This is a genomic window from Nocardia sp. NPDC046473 (genome assembly GCF_040645995.1).
In the GTDB taxonomy this organism is placed as follows: domain Bacteria; phylum Actinomycetota; class Actinomycetes; order Mycobacteriales; family Mycobacteriaceae; genus Nocardia.
This window is the reverse complement of sequence record NZ_JBEYZJ010000010.1, coordinates 357,714-373,918: the sequence shown is the minus strand read 5'-3', so window position 1 is coordinate 373,918 and position 16,205 is coordinate 357,714. Positions and strand designations below refer to the sequence as shown.

16 protein-coding genes are annotated in these 16,205 nt (G+C 66.6%); 9 read left to right on the top strand and 7 right to left on the bottom strand.

The genetic code is table 11. The annotated features are described in order from the left end of the window. Positions 1 to 36: 36 nt before the first annotated feature. The 3 genes from ABZ942_RS34855 to ABZ942_RS34845 form a co-directional block, all read right to left on the bottom strand. On the bottom strand, positions 37 to 1,578 hold the full coding sequence (locus ABZ942_RS34855; RefSeq protein WP_357389662.1) for an FAD-dependent monooxygenase: 1,542 nt from the start codon (positions 1,576 to 1,578) through the stop codon (positions 37 to 39). A gap of 100 nt (positions 1,579 to 1,678) precedes the next feature. Further along, the gene (locus ABZ942_RS34850) at positions 1,679 to 1,873 is read right to left on the bottom strand and encodes a general stress protein (protein ID WP_040735295.1); all 195 of its coding nucleotides are present in this window, start codon (positions 1,871 to 1,873) and stop codon (positions 1,679 to 1,681) included. Positions 1,874 to 1,973: 100 nt separating this feature from the next. Continuing rightward, on the bottom strand, positions 1,974 to 3,242 hold the full coding sequence (locus ABZ942_RS34845) for a glycosyltransferase 87 family protein (protein ID WP_357389659.1): 1,269 nt from the start codon (positions 3,240 to 3,242) through the stop codon (positions 1,974 to 1,976). 148 nt (positions 3,243 to 3,390) lie between these two features. Here ABZ942_RS34845 and ABZ942_RS34840 point away from each other — a divergent pair, with 148 nt between their 5' ends. Then, positions 3,391 to 3,783, top strand: a complete 393-nt coding sequence (locus ABZ942_RS34840) for an ankyrin repeat domain-containing protein (RefSeq protein WP_357389657.1) — start codon at positions 3,391 to 3,393, stop codon at positions 3,781 to 3,783. Positions 3,784 to 3,883: 100 nt separating this feature from the next. Here ABZ942_RS34840 and ABZ942_RS34835 read toward each other — a convergent pair whose 3' ends face one another. Then, entirely contained in the window at positions 3,884 to 5,254 is a 1,371-nt protein-coding gene (locus ABZ942_RS34835; RefSeq protein ID WP_357389655.1) for an FAD-dependent oxidoreductase, read from the bottom strand. 158 nt (positions 5,255 to 5,412) lie between these two features. Here ABZ942_RS34835 and ABZ942_RS34830 point away from each other — a divergent pair, with 158 nt between their 5' ends. The 3 genes from ABZ942_RS34830 (at position 5,413) to ABZ942_RS34820 (ending at position 8,272) form a co-directional block, all read left to right on the top strand. Continuing rightward, positions 5,413 to 6,969 (top strand): amino acid permease, encoded by a 1,557-nt coding sequence (locus tag ABZ942_RS34830; RefSeq protein ID WP_357389653.1) that lies wholly within the window; start codon positions 5,413 to 5,415, stop codon positions 6,967 to 6,969. A 177-nt stretch (positions 6,970 to 7,146) separates the two neighbouring features. Beyond that, the gene (locus tag ABZ942_RS34825; RefSeq protein WP_357389651.1) at positions 7,147 to 7,842 is read left to right on the top strand and encodes a hypothetical protein; all 696 of its coding nucleotides are present in this window, start codon (positions 7,147 to 7,149) and stop codon (positions 7,840 to 7,842) included. A gap of 58 nt (positions 7,843 to 7,900) precedes the next feature. Beyond that, on the top strand, positions 7,901 to 8,272 hold the full coding sequence (locus tag ABZ942_RS34820; protein ID WP_357389649.1) for a hypothetical protein: 372 nt from the start codon (positions 7,901 to 7,903) through the stop codon (positions 8,270 to 8,272). 7 nt (positions 8,273 to 8,279) lie between these two features. Here the strand turns inward: ABZ942_RS34820 and ABZ942_RS34815 are convergent, their stop codons facing one another. Further along, positions 8,280 to 8,768, bottom strand: a complete 489-nt coding sequence (locus ABZ942_RS34815) for a carboxymuconolactone decarboxylase family protein (RefSeq protein WP_357389647.1) — start codon at positions 8,766 to 8,768, stop codon at positions 8,280 to 8,282. Continuing rightward, a complete protein-coding gene (locus tag ABZ942_RS34810) occupies positions 8,765 to 9,844 on the bottom strand; it encodes a dihydrodipicolinate reductase (protein ID WP_357389645.1) in 1,080 nt (359 codons plus the stop codon). The genes ABZ942_RS34815 and ABZ942_RS34810 overlap by 4 nt, the downstream gene beginning before the upstream one ends. 258 nt (positions 9,845 to 10,102) lie before the next feature. On the opposite strand from ABZ942_RS34810, the gene ABZ942_RS34805 reads away from it, so the two are divergent. The 5 genes from ABZ942_RS34805 to ABZ942_RS34785 all read left to right on the top strand — a co-directional run bounded on the left by ABZ942_RS34805 (position 10,103) and on the right by ABZ942_RS34785 (position 15,624). Then, positions 10,103 to 10,423: a nuclear transport factor 2 family protein gene (locus tag ABZ942_RS34805; RefSeq protein WP_357389643.1), complete on the top strand. Its 321-nt coding sequence runs from the start codon at positions 10,103 to 10,105 to the stop codon at positions 10,421 to 10,423. A gap of 234 nt (positions 10,424 to 10,657) precedes the next feature. Further along, positions 10,658 to 10,987: a hypothetical protein gene (locus ABZ942_RS34800; protein ID WP_357389641.1), complete on the top strand. Its 330-nt coding sequence runs from the start codon at positions 10,658 to 10,660 to the stop codon at positions 10,985 to 10,987. 37 nt (positions 10,988 to 11,024) lie between these two features. Then, the gene (locus ABZ942_RS34795) at positions 11,025 to 11,498 is read left to right on the top strand and encodes a DUF2867 domain-containing protein (RefSeq protein ID WP_357389888.1); all 474 of its coding nucleotides are present in this window, start codon (positions 11,025 to 11,027) and stop codon (positions 11,496 to 11,498) included. Between the two features lie 98 nt (positions 11,499 to 11,596). Next, the gene (locus ABZ942_RS34790) at positions 11,597 to 13,837 is read left to right on the top strand and encodes a serine/threonine-protein kinase (RefSeq protein ID WP_357389639.1); all 2,241 of its coding nucleotides are present in this window, start codon (positions 11,597 to 11,599) and stop codon (positions 13,835 to 13,837) included. A gap of 236 nt (positions 13,838 to 14,073) precedes the next feature. Beyond that, the gene (locus tag ABZ942_RS34785) at positions 14,074 to 15,624 is read left to right on the top strand and encodes a hypothetical protein (RefSeq protein WP_357389637.1); all 1,551 of its coding nucleotides are present in this window, start codon (positions 14,074 to 14,076) and stop codon (positions 15,622 to 15,624) included. On the opposite strand, the gene ABZ942_RS34780 is transcribed toward ABZ942_RS34785, so the two are convergent. Then, positions 15,609 to 16,175 (bottom strand): NADAR family protein, encoded by a 567-nt coding sequence (locus ABZ942_RS34780; protein WP_357389635.1) that lies wholly within the window; start codon positions 16,173 to 16,175, stop codon positions 15,609 to 15,611. The genes ABZ942_RS34785 and ABZ942_RS34780 overlap by 16 nt on opposite strands. Between the last annotated feature and the right edge of the window lie 30 nt (positions 16,176 to 16,205).

Sequence of the window (16,205 nt, the reverse complement as noted above, 5' to 3'; positions counted from 1 at the left end):
AAGCCTTCTGAGACAACGGGATTCCGGTCTCCGACACTATGCCGCGGAGCCGAACCAACGGGTCAACGCCGCTTCCAGTCCGTCCCGACCACCCGAGTCGGCGGCCCACGCCACGAACCCGTCGGGACGAACCAGCATCGCCGTCAGTTCACCATGGTGCACCGTCTTGGCCGTGACCACCCGCACCCGGGACGACCACGGTGCCGCCACCGCACGCAGTTCGGCCGAATCGGCCAGATCGAAAAGCACTGCCCCGCCGTCGATGAAGTGCGTACCGAGCCGCGTTCCGTCCGACAGCTCGAGGTCCGGCACGGGCGCGCCGACCCGTTCATGCCCGCCGCCGAGGTCGTAGCGGTGCAGCACGCCGGAGATCTTCCGGAACATGTAGGTCGCGGCCTCGCGGGTGGCCAGCAATTCGGTCATCACCGCGCGAAGTTCCCTGCTGCGCTTGTCGGTTCGCATCAGCGCGACCTGTGCCCGGGTCCAGTCCAGCACCCACGCGCCGATCGGATGCCGTTCGCTGGTGTAGGTGTCGAGCAGGTCCTGCTGTGCCCGGCCGTGCACCACTTCGGCGAGCTTCCAGCCGAGATTCACCGCGTCGCTGACGCCGAGGTTGAGTCCCTGCCCGCCGAACGGCGAATGCACATGTGCCGCATCGCCCGCCAGTAGTACTCGGCCCCTGCGGTATTCGGTGACCTGCCGGGTGTTGTCGGTGAACCGGGTGGCCGAGTGCACAGCGGTGATCTCCACGGGGACACCGGATACGGCGCGCAGGCTCGCCTGCAGGTCCGTGGCGGTGATCGGCGCATTGCGGTCGGTGGGCGGTCCGTCCAGCTCCACGGTGAGAATGCGGCCCATCGTCGGGTTGTAGACGTACATGCCGGTGTCGGTCGATGTCCAACCGGGCGTGAGTCCTTCGGCCCCGGTCATCTCGACGATGGCTTGATGGCCGGTCAGTTCCGGGTCGAGGCCGGGAAAGTCGAAACCGGACAACTTGCGCACGATGCTGCGCCCGCCGTCGCAACCGACCAGCCAGCCTGCGCGAACGGTGTTGTCGCCCAGCCGGATTGTGACGCCGTCGCCGTCCTCGATGAAGTCGGTGAGCTCGATGCCACGCCACACGGTGACGCCCAACTCGCCCGCGCGTCGCCCGAGGATGGCCTCGATGTCCTGCTGCGGCACGAAGAACACCTCGGCAGCCGGACCCATGTCGGCGAAGGCGGGATCGTCGAAGTCGACCACGCCGATGTCGAGCATGAGGCCCGCGAAGTGCCCGGCGAACGGCGGCTTCGGCCGCTCGGCAGCGGTCGGCTCGGTAGCGGTCGACGCGGTGTGCACCATCGGCAATCCCATCCGCTCCCGCGCCCGCACCTGACCGGCGAGCAAGTCCGGCAGCAACCCCCGCCGGTAAAGAGCTTGCGCCGTCGGCACATTGATCCCGGCGGCCTTGAGCGTCGGATCGATCTCGTCGAGCCGCTCGACCACCAACACGTCCACCCCGGCGAGCCGCAATTCGCAGGCCAACATCAGCCCGACTGGTCCGGCCCCGGCCACCACCACATCGCATGTCGCGTTCATGAATCCGATTGTGTCGCCCGCCGATTGCGGCACTCTTGCACCGCGCTTGCACGCAGCGACGCTGGGCGAGACCGCGGCTTCGCCCAGCGTCGGTTTCGATTTATCGGTTCAGGTGGCTGCGTTCGCCGCCGAGGCGCTTGGCCGCGGTCGGCTGTGCCGCCGCGCCCTTCTTGCCTGCCTCGCTGGCGCGCTTGGGGTCGTTGTCGAAGCTACCGCTACTCGCCTTGCCACCCAGGCTGGCGATCTTGCGCTGCTGCTCCGCGTCCATGGCGGCAAAGCCACGTCGGGCGGCCATGAATCCCTCCTTGCCTCGAGTATTTCTGTCGGCGACGGCAGGTGCCGTCACTGACGGCCCTACCCGGGGATCCCGGCAGCAAACACCAAGGGGGTCAGGATCAGTGCTGCGGCACCAGTGCGGGGGCTGGTTCCGACGCTCGCGTGGACCGGCGACCGGAGAAGAAGTACAACGCGACTAGCAGCACGCTGAACCACACATAGGTGTTGCCGACGATGTGTTGCCATGGCGTCCACTGGGTTTCGCGGTGCTCGCCGTCGGGCAGCCAGTTCTGCGGGCCGTACACGAAAACCGCCGTGATGACGGCGATGGTGATCCACCAGCCGATGGCCTGACGGCGCGGCAGCCGGGTCGCATAGCCGATCGCGCCCGCCAGCGCCGGGGCGATCCACACCCAGTGGTGTGACCAGGAAATCGGCGAAAGCAGCAGCGTGAAGACCGCGTTGATGGCCAGCGCGAGCGGCGGGAAGTCGACCGCCCGCCGCATGGCCGCGACCACGAGGACCAGCAGCGCGGCGCCGAGGATCAGCCACAGGATGGTGGACGCCGGCTTGGGCACCTGCAACCGGGACAGCACCGCCTGGATCGACTGGTTCGTGTGGAACGCCGACCCGCTCAAACCGGAGACATTGCCCATGCCGCCGAACCAGTACTTCGTGGACTCATGCGGCAGCACGGCGAAACCGAGCAGCGTCGCCGCCGCACCGGTCGCCGCGGCCGTCGCCGCCGACTTGTAGTCGCGGCGCACCAGGAAATACAGCACGAACGCCGCCGGAGTCAGCTTGATGGCCGCGGCGACTCCGATCAGCATGCCGCGCCGCCAGCGCGGTTTGATCGCGAGGCAGTCGGCCACCACCAACGCCATCAGCAGCAGATTCACCTGACCGAAGTCGAGCGTCGAGTGCACCGGCTCCAGCAGCAGGGCCAGCGGCGTCGCACACGCGGTGGCCACCAGGACCAGCCTGCGCTGATCCTCGCCGGGCCACACCCGCCGGGCGACCAGGTACATGGTGAGCGCGAGCGCGGCCACCGAGGACACGAAGAAGGTGAACGCGGCCGCGTGCCAGGGCAGCAGCGCGAACGGGCTCAGCGCCAGCGCGGCGAACGGCGGATAGATGAACGGCAGCCCCGCGCCGATGGTGGTCTGCGGCAACTGTCCGTACATGTCGTGGCCGTGCCGTAGCGCGTCCACACCGAGGCGATATACCTGTAGGTCGATGAACCCACCGGTGATCTTGTGGAACGGCCAGGTCGGCAGCAGCAGACAGAACGCGGCGAACGCGATACAGAGGACCGGTGCCAGCCACCCAACGACGCCGAGTCGACGGTTCTTGGCTTCCGGCTCAACGCGGGTGGTCACACTACTCATCCGCGGCGACTATACCGACCTATGTCGTCCGGTACACCAGGTGGGAGGGACATTCGGTGGCCTGCCGGGTGATCCTTCGCAAAACGGATGGCACGGCCGACCGCCTGGCCGTCGCAAACCCAGGCAACATGGTGGTAGGAATGGGCGAATGAGCGCTGACCTGGATCCGGAACTCATCGAGCTCGCCACCAAAGTCTTCGACTTCGCGCGACAAGGGGATGCCGCCTCGCTGGCCACCTATGTCGATGCCGGAGTGCCCGCCGATCTGACCAACGATTCGGGCGACACCCTACTCATGCTGGCCGCCTACCACGGCCACGCTGACGCCGTAGCAGCACTACTGGATCGCGACGCGGACCCGAACCGAGCCAACGACAAGGGGCAAACCCCATTGGCCGGTGCGGTTTTCAAGGGCGAGAACGAGATCGCGCGACTGCTCATCGAGTCAGGCGCCGACCCGGACGGTGGCACCCCGTCCGCCCGCGAGGCCGCGGTGATGTTCGGCAAGGCCGACCTGCTGGAGCTGATGGCCGACTACTGAAGTCGCGCAGGAATTTCGCCGCGCGTCCGCCTGGTTTCGCGGAGTACGAGGCCGAGACCTCGCGGGTGATCGCGGTGCACCGCGCCGCCGCCTGAGCGCGCTACCCGCGTTCGCGCACCGCGGTGACGGCTTTGCGGGCGGCCACCAGGATGGGGTCCCAGACCGGAGAGAACGGTGGCGCGTAGCCGAGGTCGAGGGCGGTCATCTGTTCGACCGTCATCCGCGCGGTGAGTGCGACGGCCGCGATATCGACGCGCTTGCCCGCGCCCTCGCGGCCCACGATCTGCACGCCGAGCAGGCGGCCGGTGCGACGCTCGGCGAGCATCTTCACCGTCATCGCCGCGGCATCGGGGTAATAGCCTGCGCGGCTGGTGGATTCGATGGTGACGGCGACGAATTGCAGGCCCACCGCGCGAGCGTCCTTCTCTCGCAAGCCGGTTCGCGCAACCTCGAGGTCGCAGACCTTGCTGACCGCGGTGCCGACGACGCCGGGGAAGGTCGCGTAGCCACCACCGACACCGGCGCCGATGATCTGGCCGTGCTTGTTGGCGTGCGTGCCGAGGGCGATGTGGCGTTCCCGTTCGGACACCAGATCCAGCACCTCGACGCAATCGCCACCCGCCCAGATGTTTTCGTGGCCGCGCACCCGCATGGCCAGGTCGGTGAGCAGCCCGCCGTACTCCCCCAGCGGCAGACCGGCCGCGCGGGCCAGTTCGGTGTTCGGGCGCACGCCGATGCCGAGCACCACCACGTCCGCCGGATATTCGACGCCGTCGGCGACCACCGCACGGACGAGCCCCTGGTCGTCGATACGGATCTCGGTCACCTCGGCATTGCCGACCACCTTGATACCCAAGCCGCACATGGCATCTCGCACCAGCGCGCCCATGTCCGGATCCATCGTCGACATCGGCTCGGGACCGCGGTGCACCATCGTCACGTCGTAGCCGCGCTGAATCAGCGCCTCCGCCATCTCGACACCGATGTAACCGGCGCCGACCACCACCGCGCGCTTGCCCTCGGTGCGCTCGAGGGTCTCGATCAGCGCCTGCCCGTCGTCGAGGGTCTGCACGCCGTGCACGCCCGGCGCGTCGATGCCCGGCAACGGCGGACGGATCGGGCGCGCGCCCGTGGCGATGACGAGTTTGTCGTAGTCCGTCCATGATTCGGCACCGGACTCGAGGTCACGGGCACGCACCCGGCCGCCCGCGACATCGATCTCGGTCACCTCGGTGCGCATGCGCAGGTCGATGTCGCGGGAGCGATGCTCCTCGGGCGTCCGGGCGATCAGCGCGTCCCGCTCGAGCACATCACCGCCCACCCAGTACGGGATGCCACACGCGGAGAACGACGTGAACCGGCCCCGCTCGAAGACCACGATCTCCAGCTCGCTCGCGCTCTTCAGCCTGCGTGCCTGCGAGGCCGCCGACATTCCGGCCGCGTCACCACCGATGACCACCAGTCGCTCCATACCGCCCACGCTACGGCGGACCGGCCATAGCCGGACGGAGGGGGTCGCCGCGATTTGCTGCGGTATTCCTGGTTGCCGTGCGGTTGACCCGGGTTTACTTCAGACTGATCTTCTGGCAAACGCTGTGTGAGGGCAGCGTTTACACCCGGGAGCTGTATATGAGTGACAACCCGTCCCCGTCCGACGACGAACGTCGGCTCGCCGAACTCGGCTACAAACAAGAATTGGCCCGATCCTGGTCCGGATTCTCGAACTTCGCCATCAGTTTCACCATCGTCTCCATCCTGACCGGCGGATTGGCCAGTTACGGAATCGGTTTGGCCAATGGCGGCCCGATCACCATGGCCTGGGGCTGGCCGCTCGTCTCGATCATGGTGTTGTTCATCGGCATGGCGATGGCGGAATTGGCGTCGGCCTACCCCACCTCCGGCGGCCTGTACTGGTGGGCCGCGCAGCTCGGCGGGCCGGTCTGGGGTTGGTTCACCGGATGGTTCAACCTGATCGGCCAGATCGCGGTGACCGCGGCCATCGATTACGGGGCCGCGATCTTCACGACCGTGGTCTTGAATGTGATCGGCATCGATATCGGCACCGACCGGACCGCGATCTTCCTGGTTTTCGTGGTGATCCTGGTGCTGCACGCGGTGCTGAACGCGATCGGGCCGCATCTGTCCGCGGTGATCAACAATATTTCCGCGTGGTGGCACGTCGGTGGTGTGGCGATCTTCGTGCTGGTGCTCGCGTTCGGCGCGAACCATCATCAGAGCGTCGAGTTCGTGTTCACCAAAACCGTCGACAACGCCGGGGTCGGGTTCGGTGGCGTGGCCTTCAGCTTCCTGCTCGGCCTGCTGCACGCGCAGTACACGTTCACCGGGTACGACGCGTCCGCGCACATGTCCGAGGAAACCCACGACGCCTCGCGGATGGCGGCCAAGGGCATCATCAACACCATCGTGGTGTCGGCGATCGCCGGATATCTGCTCATCATGGCGGTGACCTTCGCGATCCCGAATCTCGATGACGCGCTGGATCCGGCGAAGAACAGCGGCTATCCGGTGATCTACATCCTGGAGAATTCGCTCAATTCGTTCTGGTCCGGGCTGCTGCTGATCATCGCCGCGATCGCGCAGCTGTTCTGCGGGTACGCCTCGGTCACCTCGGCCTCGCGCATGCTGTTCGCGTTCGCGCGGGACGGCGCGGTGCCGGGATCGGCGCTCTGGTCGAAACTTTCGGCCAAGCGGGTGCCGGTCAACGCGGTGCTGTTCATCTCGGTGTTCGCATTCGTGCTGTTGATTCCGTCGATGCTGGTGCCCGCCGAGAACGCGCCGACCGCCTACGCGGCCGCCACGTCGGTGGCGACCATCGGTCTCTACATCGCCTACGGGATACCGATTCTGCTGCGGCAGCTGCACGGGAGCCGATTCCGTACCGGCCCTTGGCAACTCGGCCGTTGGTATCGGCCGATCGGGGTGGTCGCGCTGATCTGGATCGTGTTGATCAGCTTCCTGTTCATCCTGCCCACCGACGACCGCGGGTATCCGTGGAACGACGAGTTCACCTGGAACACGGTCAATTACGCGCCGATCGCGTTGGTCGGGGTGGTCGGGGCGATCGGCATCTGGTGGCTGGTTTCGGCTCGCACCTGGTTCACCGGGCCGAAGCGCACGGTCGAGGAGGCGCCGGACGCCGGTGACGAGACGGCGGTCAACGCCTGAGCGACTCAGCTTTATCACGCCGGTGATCCCCGGCGCGGTCGCGGCCCGGTATCGCTGGGACGATGCGGCGCGCCCACCTCGACTGCTATGCCGCACTGACCCGCGCCACGGTGTGACCTGTCCGAGAATTGGCAACTGGTTCGCGGTTTGTCGGTGCCGGTCGCTAGGTTCGTCATCATGGAAAGGATCGACCTGGAAGACAATCCGGCCATCGGCCGGATTATGTTTCCGGGAAACCCGTGGCCGTCCGGACATGCGATCGAGGAGTTCGCGTGGACCGGCCGGATCGACGAGAACGGCAATTTATGGTTCGACCTGCACCTGCGGTCGGCGAAGTATGTTGCCGGCGGAGCACCGGAAAGTGCCGTGGCGGCCGAGGATTGGTCGTCGCCGGAGGTGTGGCAGAACTACGGGAGTTGCACGTTGTCGTCCACCTACTGGGGCGAGGACGACGGCACCGGATTTCTCGCCGCCACGCCCGGTAATCCATTTCATCTGAAAACGTTGACGCCACAACGATTGACGGCCGATCCGCTCCCGCTCATCGAACTCGATCAACTCGAATATCTCGCCTTCAACATCTACCTGCTCGGCCACGATTCGGTGGCCGACCAGGAGGTGGTTTTCACCCGCCGCCCGGACGGCAGGCACGACATCGCCTGGCGCGGACGCATCGCGCTGACCTATGTCGATGAGAATGACTTTCGGCATCGATTCGAGGCCCGAATCGCCGCGGCCCTCGAATACATCCGCTACCCGGCCAGCCTTTCGCTCGAAGAAGCACACGACCATCTCCAGGCCGTGGTCGACGCGCCCGAGTTATTCGAGACCGGACTGGTCGACGGCCAACCCGCCTGGGTGCCGAAACAGTAATGCACGGAAAGTGGTTGTCCCAACCTATATTTCGGGCGACCGCGCTACCGTTGGATAGATGAATTACGAGTTCGTGGTGCTGCCGATGGGGGCCGTCGACTCACCCGCCGAGGTCCTGGCCTACGTCCGGACCCAGGACGGACAACCCGTTGACGAGCAGTTGCGCCGCTTCGTCGTGGCCGGGCTGCAGCTGTGGAACAGCCGGGTGCCCGCGGCCTACCGGCATGCGCTCCTCCATGTCGAGGCCGCGGGCAGTTCGGTCCGGGTAACGGCGGCCGATCGCGCGGATCGACGCAGGCATCGCGGGTCCGCGGTCGATAATGCGGCGACAGCGGTTCGCGGACTGATCGAGGGATTGATATCCGGTTCGGAATATCAGCTCTACGACGCCGCGAACAACACGCTGTGGCCGCCCAGGCGAATCGAATAATCGTTTGTTATGCGGCCGAATGCCCCGGCAGCACACAGGCGGTGTCGAGGCCGAGGACGCGATTGAGCCGGCCGAAGGCCAGCCAGGAACCGATGCTCATGCTGAGTTCCACGACTTCGACCTGCGAGTACTCGGCGAGCATGCGGGTCAAGAACTCGTCATCGATGCCGTGATGGTCCAGGGCGTAGCGCTCGGCGTATTCGGCCGCGAGCCTGGTGCGTTCGTCGAACGCCTCGGTCAGCCGCCAGTCGGTGACGGCATCGGCGAACTCCGGCTCCACCTTTTTGCCGTCGCGTTCGGTGCGCCAGTCCTGGCAGAAGATGCAGCCGTTGATTTGCGCGATGCGCAGCCGGGCGGCCTCGAATTCGCGCAGACCGAGGGTGCTGTGCGAATACACCGACATCGAGAACTGGGCGGCCGCAACGCCGATGCCGGGCACCATTTCGCCCCAGACGTAACCGATCGGGTCCTTGCCCTCGGGGATATCGATGATCATGAGTGTTTCCTTCCGAGTTTGCCGACTGCCGGACGCAGTGGAATATCGAGTGCGTCATAGAGTCCGGGTTCGGCGTCGGCGAGCCAATCGATGGCGCTCACCAAACGTCCTACGGCAGTGGCGTTTCCACCCGCGGCGCGGTTGCCGTTCTCGTCCGACGCCTCGATGGTGACCTCGATGCGCGGGCGGCCCTCGATGATCACCCGGTGCGCCCCGTCGCCATCGGCGGGTGCGGGCCAGTCCGGCGCGCAGGACGCGTGAATGCGGGTGACGTGTTCGATGATGATGCGCGGCTCGCCCTCGACGATGCCCTGCACCTCGAACCGCACCGCGCCCTGCGTGCCCGCCGCGAACTCCCCCATCGATGGGGTGATGATCGTGGTTTCGAGTTGCCTGCGTTCGAGGGTCTCGCGGATCTCGTCGAGTTCGACGCCGAGCGCTCGCGCCATCAGTCGAATCTGGCCGCCCCACACCATCGTCGGCACGGTCGGCGCGAGCATGGGTGGTTGGTAGTCCATCGGCTGGCCCATGCCGACGAGGTAGCGGACCGAGTCAGGCTGGTCGTAGGTGGCGTAGTCGAAGATCTCCTGGCAGCGGATCACATCGACGGTGCCGCCGAGGCCGCTGAGCAAGAGCGGCAGCACGTCGTTGCCCCAGCCCGGGTCGACGCCGGAGACGAACAGGGAACCGCCGCCCTCCGCGATCGCGGCCAGCACCGGATCGCGAATCTCCGCGGGTGCGTTGCGTGGGTCGTAGAGCGCGTACAGCGCGGGCGTGACGACGATCGCGCCCGCGCGCAGGGCACGAACGATATCGGCGAGTGCGTCGTCAGGGCGGATATCGCCGGAGGCCGCGTAGACGATCGCGCGCGGATGCGTCGCGAGCACCGCGTCGATGTCGTCGGTGGCCGCGACGCCGACCTGGTAGTCGAGACCGCTCAACTCTCCCGCGTCGCGCCCGACCTTGTCCGGATTGTGCACGAGCACACTCGTGAGCTGCAGCGCCGGATGTGCCTCGACGGCTCGCATGGCCGCCCGGCCGACATTGCCGGTGCCCCACACCGTCGTGGAGATCATGCGGGGAGCGTAGCAAGCGCTTGGTCGGTTTCACGGGGTTATCGCAAAGCCGGGGTTCAGTGGCGCCCATCGGAGGCAGCGGGTACGCTAACTACATCTCGGGCCCGCGTGATTGATCCGCGACCGAAATTCTCCCCAGAATCCTCCCGAAGTTATCTGTAACCGTCGGTTACACATAAATCCCGCAGTCGCGATCGGTAGCCAGACGGTTACCAGTTTCGGCGACCGTGCCGCAGCTACCAGTGGGAGACTGGGTTCATGATTCCCACGGATCAGCTGACCGACCCTGCCGTGCGCGCCTTCGTGACCGCCGTCAACAGCAACGACCCCAGCGCATTCCGCGGCACCCTCACCCCGGACGCCACGATGTCCGACGACGGCAGCGACGAGGACCTAGACCAGTGGGCCGAGAAGGAAATCTTTTCCGCCAACGGCCACATGGAAATCGAGAGCGAAGCCGACGACGGACATTCGCTGATCGCCAACTTCCACAACGACACCTGGGGCGATATGCGCACCAAGTGGCGCTTCACCGTGGACGGCGGCCAGGTCGCACGCTTCGACACCGGACAGGCTTGACCAGACCGCTCGTCACCGAAATCAACTGTTCCGCAACACATCACAGCCGCCAGCCGGATGCCCGACTCGCCCGTACATCACCCTTCCCGCATGAGGGTTCCCCAGTCGAGGGTTCCAGTACCCGAAACCGGTGCTCTCCGTGGCGAGAGCGAGTTAGGTTTAGGAGGCTCGGGATGAGCTACAGGGTGGTGACATGCGCAACAGGTCGACTTTCAACTGCGAGGAGGGGTGGTGATGACAGATAATCCGACTGCACTCGGATATCTGCGGCGCGATATCTCGGGCCCGCAGCAAACGTGGGACGAAACCCAGATCCGAAGCCTCGCAAAGCGACTCGGCTACGATCTGACCAAAACCATAATCTTCGACGCGGACACCGAATACCGGCTGGAGCAACTGGAGACCGCCGTCCAGCTCAACCAGGCCGAAGCAGTGATAACTCCGACGCTCGAGCACCTCGAGGGCACCGCGGATCCGCTCGTCAAAGCGTGCGACATCATTACCGTGCGGCCCGAAAACACTTACGCCCGTTGGGCCTTTCCCAAAGCTCAGGCCGACGGATAAATCACCGAGCGCTGTCCTGCGGGTTCCCGAGTAGGAGATCCGCTGCGCGGAAGGCAGCTTCCGTTGTGCGTCAGGTTGTTGTGACGAACTCATCCCCGCTGCCTACCGGATACTTTTCGCAATCCGCTGGAAGCTCGGGGCGCTGTTCGGCTGGGACAAGCCGGGCACCGGCATCAACACCCGCGTGCAATCGCTGCGCGACCGGCTACCCGCGGATCTTCGCGACGCACCACCCGGCCCGGACTTCCAGTCCGTGCCTTTCCATTCCGTCTTCCTGACCGGCAACGAATGGGCCGCCGAGATCGCCAACAGGACCGTGCACGCCGTGATGCACATCGGCTGGGTTCCCGACGAAACCGGCGGCTACCGCGGCCAAATGGCCGTGTTGGTCAAGCCGAACGGCCTGTTCGGCAAGCTCTACCTGGCCGCCATCCTGCCGTTGCGCTACCTCCTGGTCTACCCGGCCCTGCTGCGCACGATGGCACACGCCTGGCAGGCCCAGCCCGCCTAGCCTCGGCGAACGGGACGCCTGCTCGGCCCTCGGCGCAGCCGGGATATTTCCCGGGCGAACGTCCGGTTTCCGGATGGCGGCGGGGCTACGATGCGCAGATGGCGCACCCTGCCCCGGCGGTTTCGGGGGCGACGGTCGCATCGGATCGTTCGCCCGAGGGGGCGCGCGGGGGTGGCGTCGCCGAGGTGGTCGAGCGGTTCGCCGAGGCGTGGCGGGTTGGTGACGAGCCGCCGGAGCTGCTGGCTTTTCTGCCGGACTCCCCCGCTATTCGGCGGGTGTCGTTGATCGAGTTGATCAAGGTCGATTTGGCTCATCGGTGGGGACGCGGCGCTGCGCCGAAGCGGCTCGCGGAGTATGTGGCGGAGCTGCCGGAGTTGCGGACCTGGCCGTTGCCGCCGGATCTCATCTACGAAGAATTCCACGTTCGGCGGCGGGCGGGTAGCTCGGTGCAGGTCACGGAGTACACCGCGGCGTATCCCGAACAGGCCGAGCAACTTTCGGAGATGCTGGCGACCGACGACTATCACAGCACGATGATGTCGGCCGCCGAGCCGGTGCACCTCGACGACATCGACGTCGGGCAGAAGATCGATGACTTCGATCTGATGACCGGACTCGGGCGCGGTGCGTTCGCGCGAGTGTTCCTGGCCCGGCAACGATCGATGCAGCGGCTGGTCGCGGTGAAGATCTCCCGCGACAAGGGCTCCGAGCCGCAGACGTTGGCGCAACTGGACCACGACTACATCGTTCGGGTCTTCGACCAGCGGGTGCTGGCGAGTCGCAAGTTGCGGCTGCTGTACATGCAGTACGTGCCGGGCGGGACGCTGTTCACCGTGCTCGAACGGGTCCGGGTGACACCACCGGAAGCAAGCGACGGCGCATTGCTGCTGGACGTCATCGACACGGTGCTGACCGACAAGGGCGAGATCAGGCCGAGCGAATCACCGCTGCGCGCGGAACTGGCCGACCTCTCGTGGCCGGAAACCATTGCCTGGCTCGGCCGGCGGCTGGCCGAAGCGCTGGACTACGCGGGCAATGTCGGTGTGCTGCACCGCGATATCAAACCGGCGAACGTCTTGCTCACCGCGGACGGCATTCCCAAGCTCGCCGATTTCAACATCAGCTTCAGCGGCAATGTTTCGGGCGACAGCCCGGTCGCCTACTTCGGCGGCTCGCTGGCCTACATGTCACCCGAGCAGCTGGCCGCGGTGCATCCGGATCGACCGGGCACGGCCGCGGATCTCGACACCCGCAGCGACCTCTACGCAATCGCGGTGGTGCTGTGGGAATTGCTCACCGGCCGAAAGCCTTTCGACGACGACTCGGTGACCGGCGGTGACCGCACGGCACTGGACGGCATGCTAGAGCGCCGCTCCGGCAGTCCGAAAGCCCTGCCGTACCAGGACCTTCCGGCCGACTGCCCGGCGGCGCTGGAGCGCGCGCTCGACCCGGAACCCGACAACCGCTGGCCGCGCGGCGCGGACATGGCCCAGCAGCTGGAGGTCTGCCTCGACGCCAGGGCCCGCGACCTGGTCGACCCGCCGCCGACCAGTTGGCGGCTGCGGGCGCGGCAACTCATGCATCCGATCATGGCGCTGGCCATCGCGGTGCCGAACGCGCTGGCGATCTGGTACAGCTACAACCACAATCGGACCCTGATCATCAGCAAGCTCGACGCACAAGCCCAGCACCGGTTCGACCAGATCGCCGTGACCACCTACGGGCTGTGCTTCCTGATCGGCTTCATCGTCACCAACATCCTGCTCGCGAATCTATGGTCGATTTCCCGAGGACTGCGCCACGGAAAGTCTTACGACGCGCCCACTCTCGCCCGCGCGCGCAGCGACACCCTGCAGCTCGGGAAGCGAAATGTGCTGACCTGCTTCGCGCTGTGGGTCATCGCGGGCGTGGTGGTGCCGGTGTCGGTGCACGTCTCCGGCAACCACCTCACGTCGGCGTCGTACGTGCACTTCTTCATCACGCAGATCGTGTGCGGTGCCATCGCCATGGCGTATCCGTACTTCCTGGTCAACTTCTACGCGGTCCGCTCGCTGTACCCGATGTTCCTCCGGCACAGCGGACTCGGTGCGCCGGACGCGCGCCGATTGCAGCAGCTCGATCGCCGCAGCACCTATTTCCTGGCCATCGCCGCCGCCGTCCCGCTGCTCGGTGTCGCGGGCGCGACGTTCATTCCGCCCGCGGATATTCCGGCGGTTATCGTGGCGCTGCGGGTGCTGTGCGCGGGTAGCGCGCTCGCGTTCGTCGGCGTGTATTGGCTGTTCCGCATGTTGGAGAAGGATCTGGCCGCGCTGGAACGCATAGTCGCCCGTTCGGTTTGATCAGCCACCTGCTTTGTCTGGCACCGACGCGCCAACCCGTCAATTCGGACAAAACAGCGATATCGCCACTGGCCGAACAATTTGTGGGCCGCGCACCGGGCACCGGGGAAGAACACCGCCCACACGTTAAGAGGGCCGTCGGATTGGTGCGCCTTTCCCGGCTTCGGCAGGTACGGTATATCCCGCCGCAACAGCGCAAGGACGGCACGACGCATTCGGCGGAAAGGCGGGCAGCGATGAACGAGCCCTATTCGTCATGGGCCGCTCGGAATTCGCCCGACGACCGGCCGCTTTCCGCCCGCTATCAGAGCGCGGAACCGATCGTTTTGCGTGGCAGCAAGGTCTATCCGATGTACACCGAGCAGGTCGGGCCCGAGCCGACCACGATCACGGTGACGCTGCTGTCCGCCGCGCCCCCGGCCGGGCTGCGCGGACTCGGCATGGGTTTGTCGGTGGTCGACGGGTATCTCGGCCTGAACGGCCGCCGGCTGAACGGCGTCGACGTGTGGTCCGATGCCCTCGTCGGCGGTATCAGCTTCGATATCATCGGCACCGGCCCCGGCACCCTGGTGACGCTGACACCGGTCTGGGTCGACGGTTTCGGCGAGCAGAAGTCCTGGGTCGGCAATTACGGCATCGTCGTCGAGGGCACACCGGACGGCCGAACCGTGCTGTGGTGCAGCATCGGCGAGGGGCCGGCCAATTTCGCCAACCTCGTCGTCGAAGTGCATTCCGCCCCGGCGAACCTACCGGCCGAACCGCACCCCGCCCCGGACGCCCAGCACACCCATCCGCTGCGCTCGATGCCCAACCTGCCGACGAATCCGAGCGGCGCCTACCCGTCGACCGCGCCGAACAACGTGCACCACCCGACCATGCAGTCGGCGCAGACCAATCCCGGCGGGCCGGGCCCGAGTGCCGCGTATTCCGGTGCACCGCAGCCCGCGCCCACCCCACTGCCCGCGCCGAACCCACCGCCGGTGCCGAACCCGCAGTCCGCGGCCAACTCACCGTCCGCGCCGAATCCGCCTGCAGCGCCGAACCCGCGGTCCGCGCCGAACCCGCCGTCCGCAGCGAACCCACAGTCGGCACTGAACCCACAGTCCGCATCACCTCCCCAGTCCGCACCGAACCCACGGTCGGCAGCGAACCCACAGTCCGGACCGAATCCACAAGCAGCGCCGACCCCCCAGTCCACGCCGAACTCGCCCTCGGCACCGAACTCACAGTCCGCACCGAATCCACAGTCCGCACCACATCCAATGGCCACGCCAAGCCCACAGCCCACGCCGAACACACGGCCCGCGCCGAATCCACAGTCCGCGACGACCCCAGATGACGGATCGCAACCCACTCGGACACCGCACCTCGGCTCCGACGCCAAATACGGCCCCGGCGTTCAGTCCGCACCCACCCGTCCCCTGCAGGCGAGGCCACGGGCCGAGGAAGAGCCCGCACAAGACACCAGCTATCGGACCGCCCTCTACGACCTCGGCGTCGCCATGTACGGCCGCGGCGAGGAAGACCAGGCCTGCGGACTGTGGGCGCAGGCCGCTGACGCGGGCCACCCCGGCGCCGCCTACGACCTCGGCGTCGTCCGCTTCCGCCGCGGCGACCTGGCCGACGCCGAACGCTGGTGGCGCACCGCGGCCGACCGCCGCGAGCCGCGCGCGATGGCCGGGCTCGCCGAACTCCTGGACCGCCAAGGCAATTACGCCGAGGCCCGCGTCTGGCGCGCGTGCGCCGACGAGGAGCGCGTCACGAACGCCGATCAGTCGGTCGGCTGACCGCCGCGTAGTTCCGCGCGAGCGTCCATCAACGCGAAACCCAATAGGTTCAGTCCAGGCCACTGCGCGGGATCCTCGGCCGCCGGACTGTCCGCCGCCAGCCCGATCCCCCAGATCCGGTCCACCGGACTGGCTTCCACCAGCACCCGATCGCCGGTACCGAGCAGATACTCCATCAACTCGGCGTGCTGCCCGAACTTCGCGACATTACCGCGCACCACGACGTCGTACCGGTGCTCACTCCACAGCTTGCCGTCGAAGCCATGCACTTCCCGCCCGAGCCGCTTCGCGTCCTTCGGCGTCCGCGCCGCCAGCACCCGCTCGGCATTCTCCGCATCCCCGAACAGCCGCGCCTTACCCCACATCATGTAGTGCTCGGCCGACGCGAACTCCACCCCGTCGACCACGAACGAAGCAGGCCACCACTGACTCAAGCAGCTGGCCCCGATCCGCCCACTCCGCTCCGGCTGATGCCCCCAGAACAGCAGATAGTCCACTTTCTCGCCCGCAGTTGTCACCCTGACCAGGTCGCCTACCGAACGCAGGTTCATGATCAAAGTGTGCCCTATGGTCCGCAGACT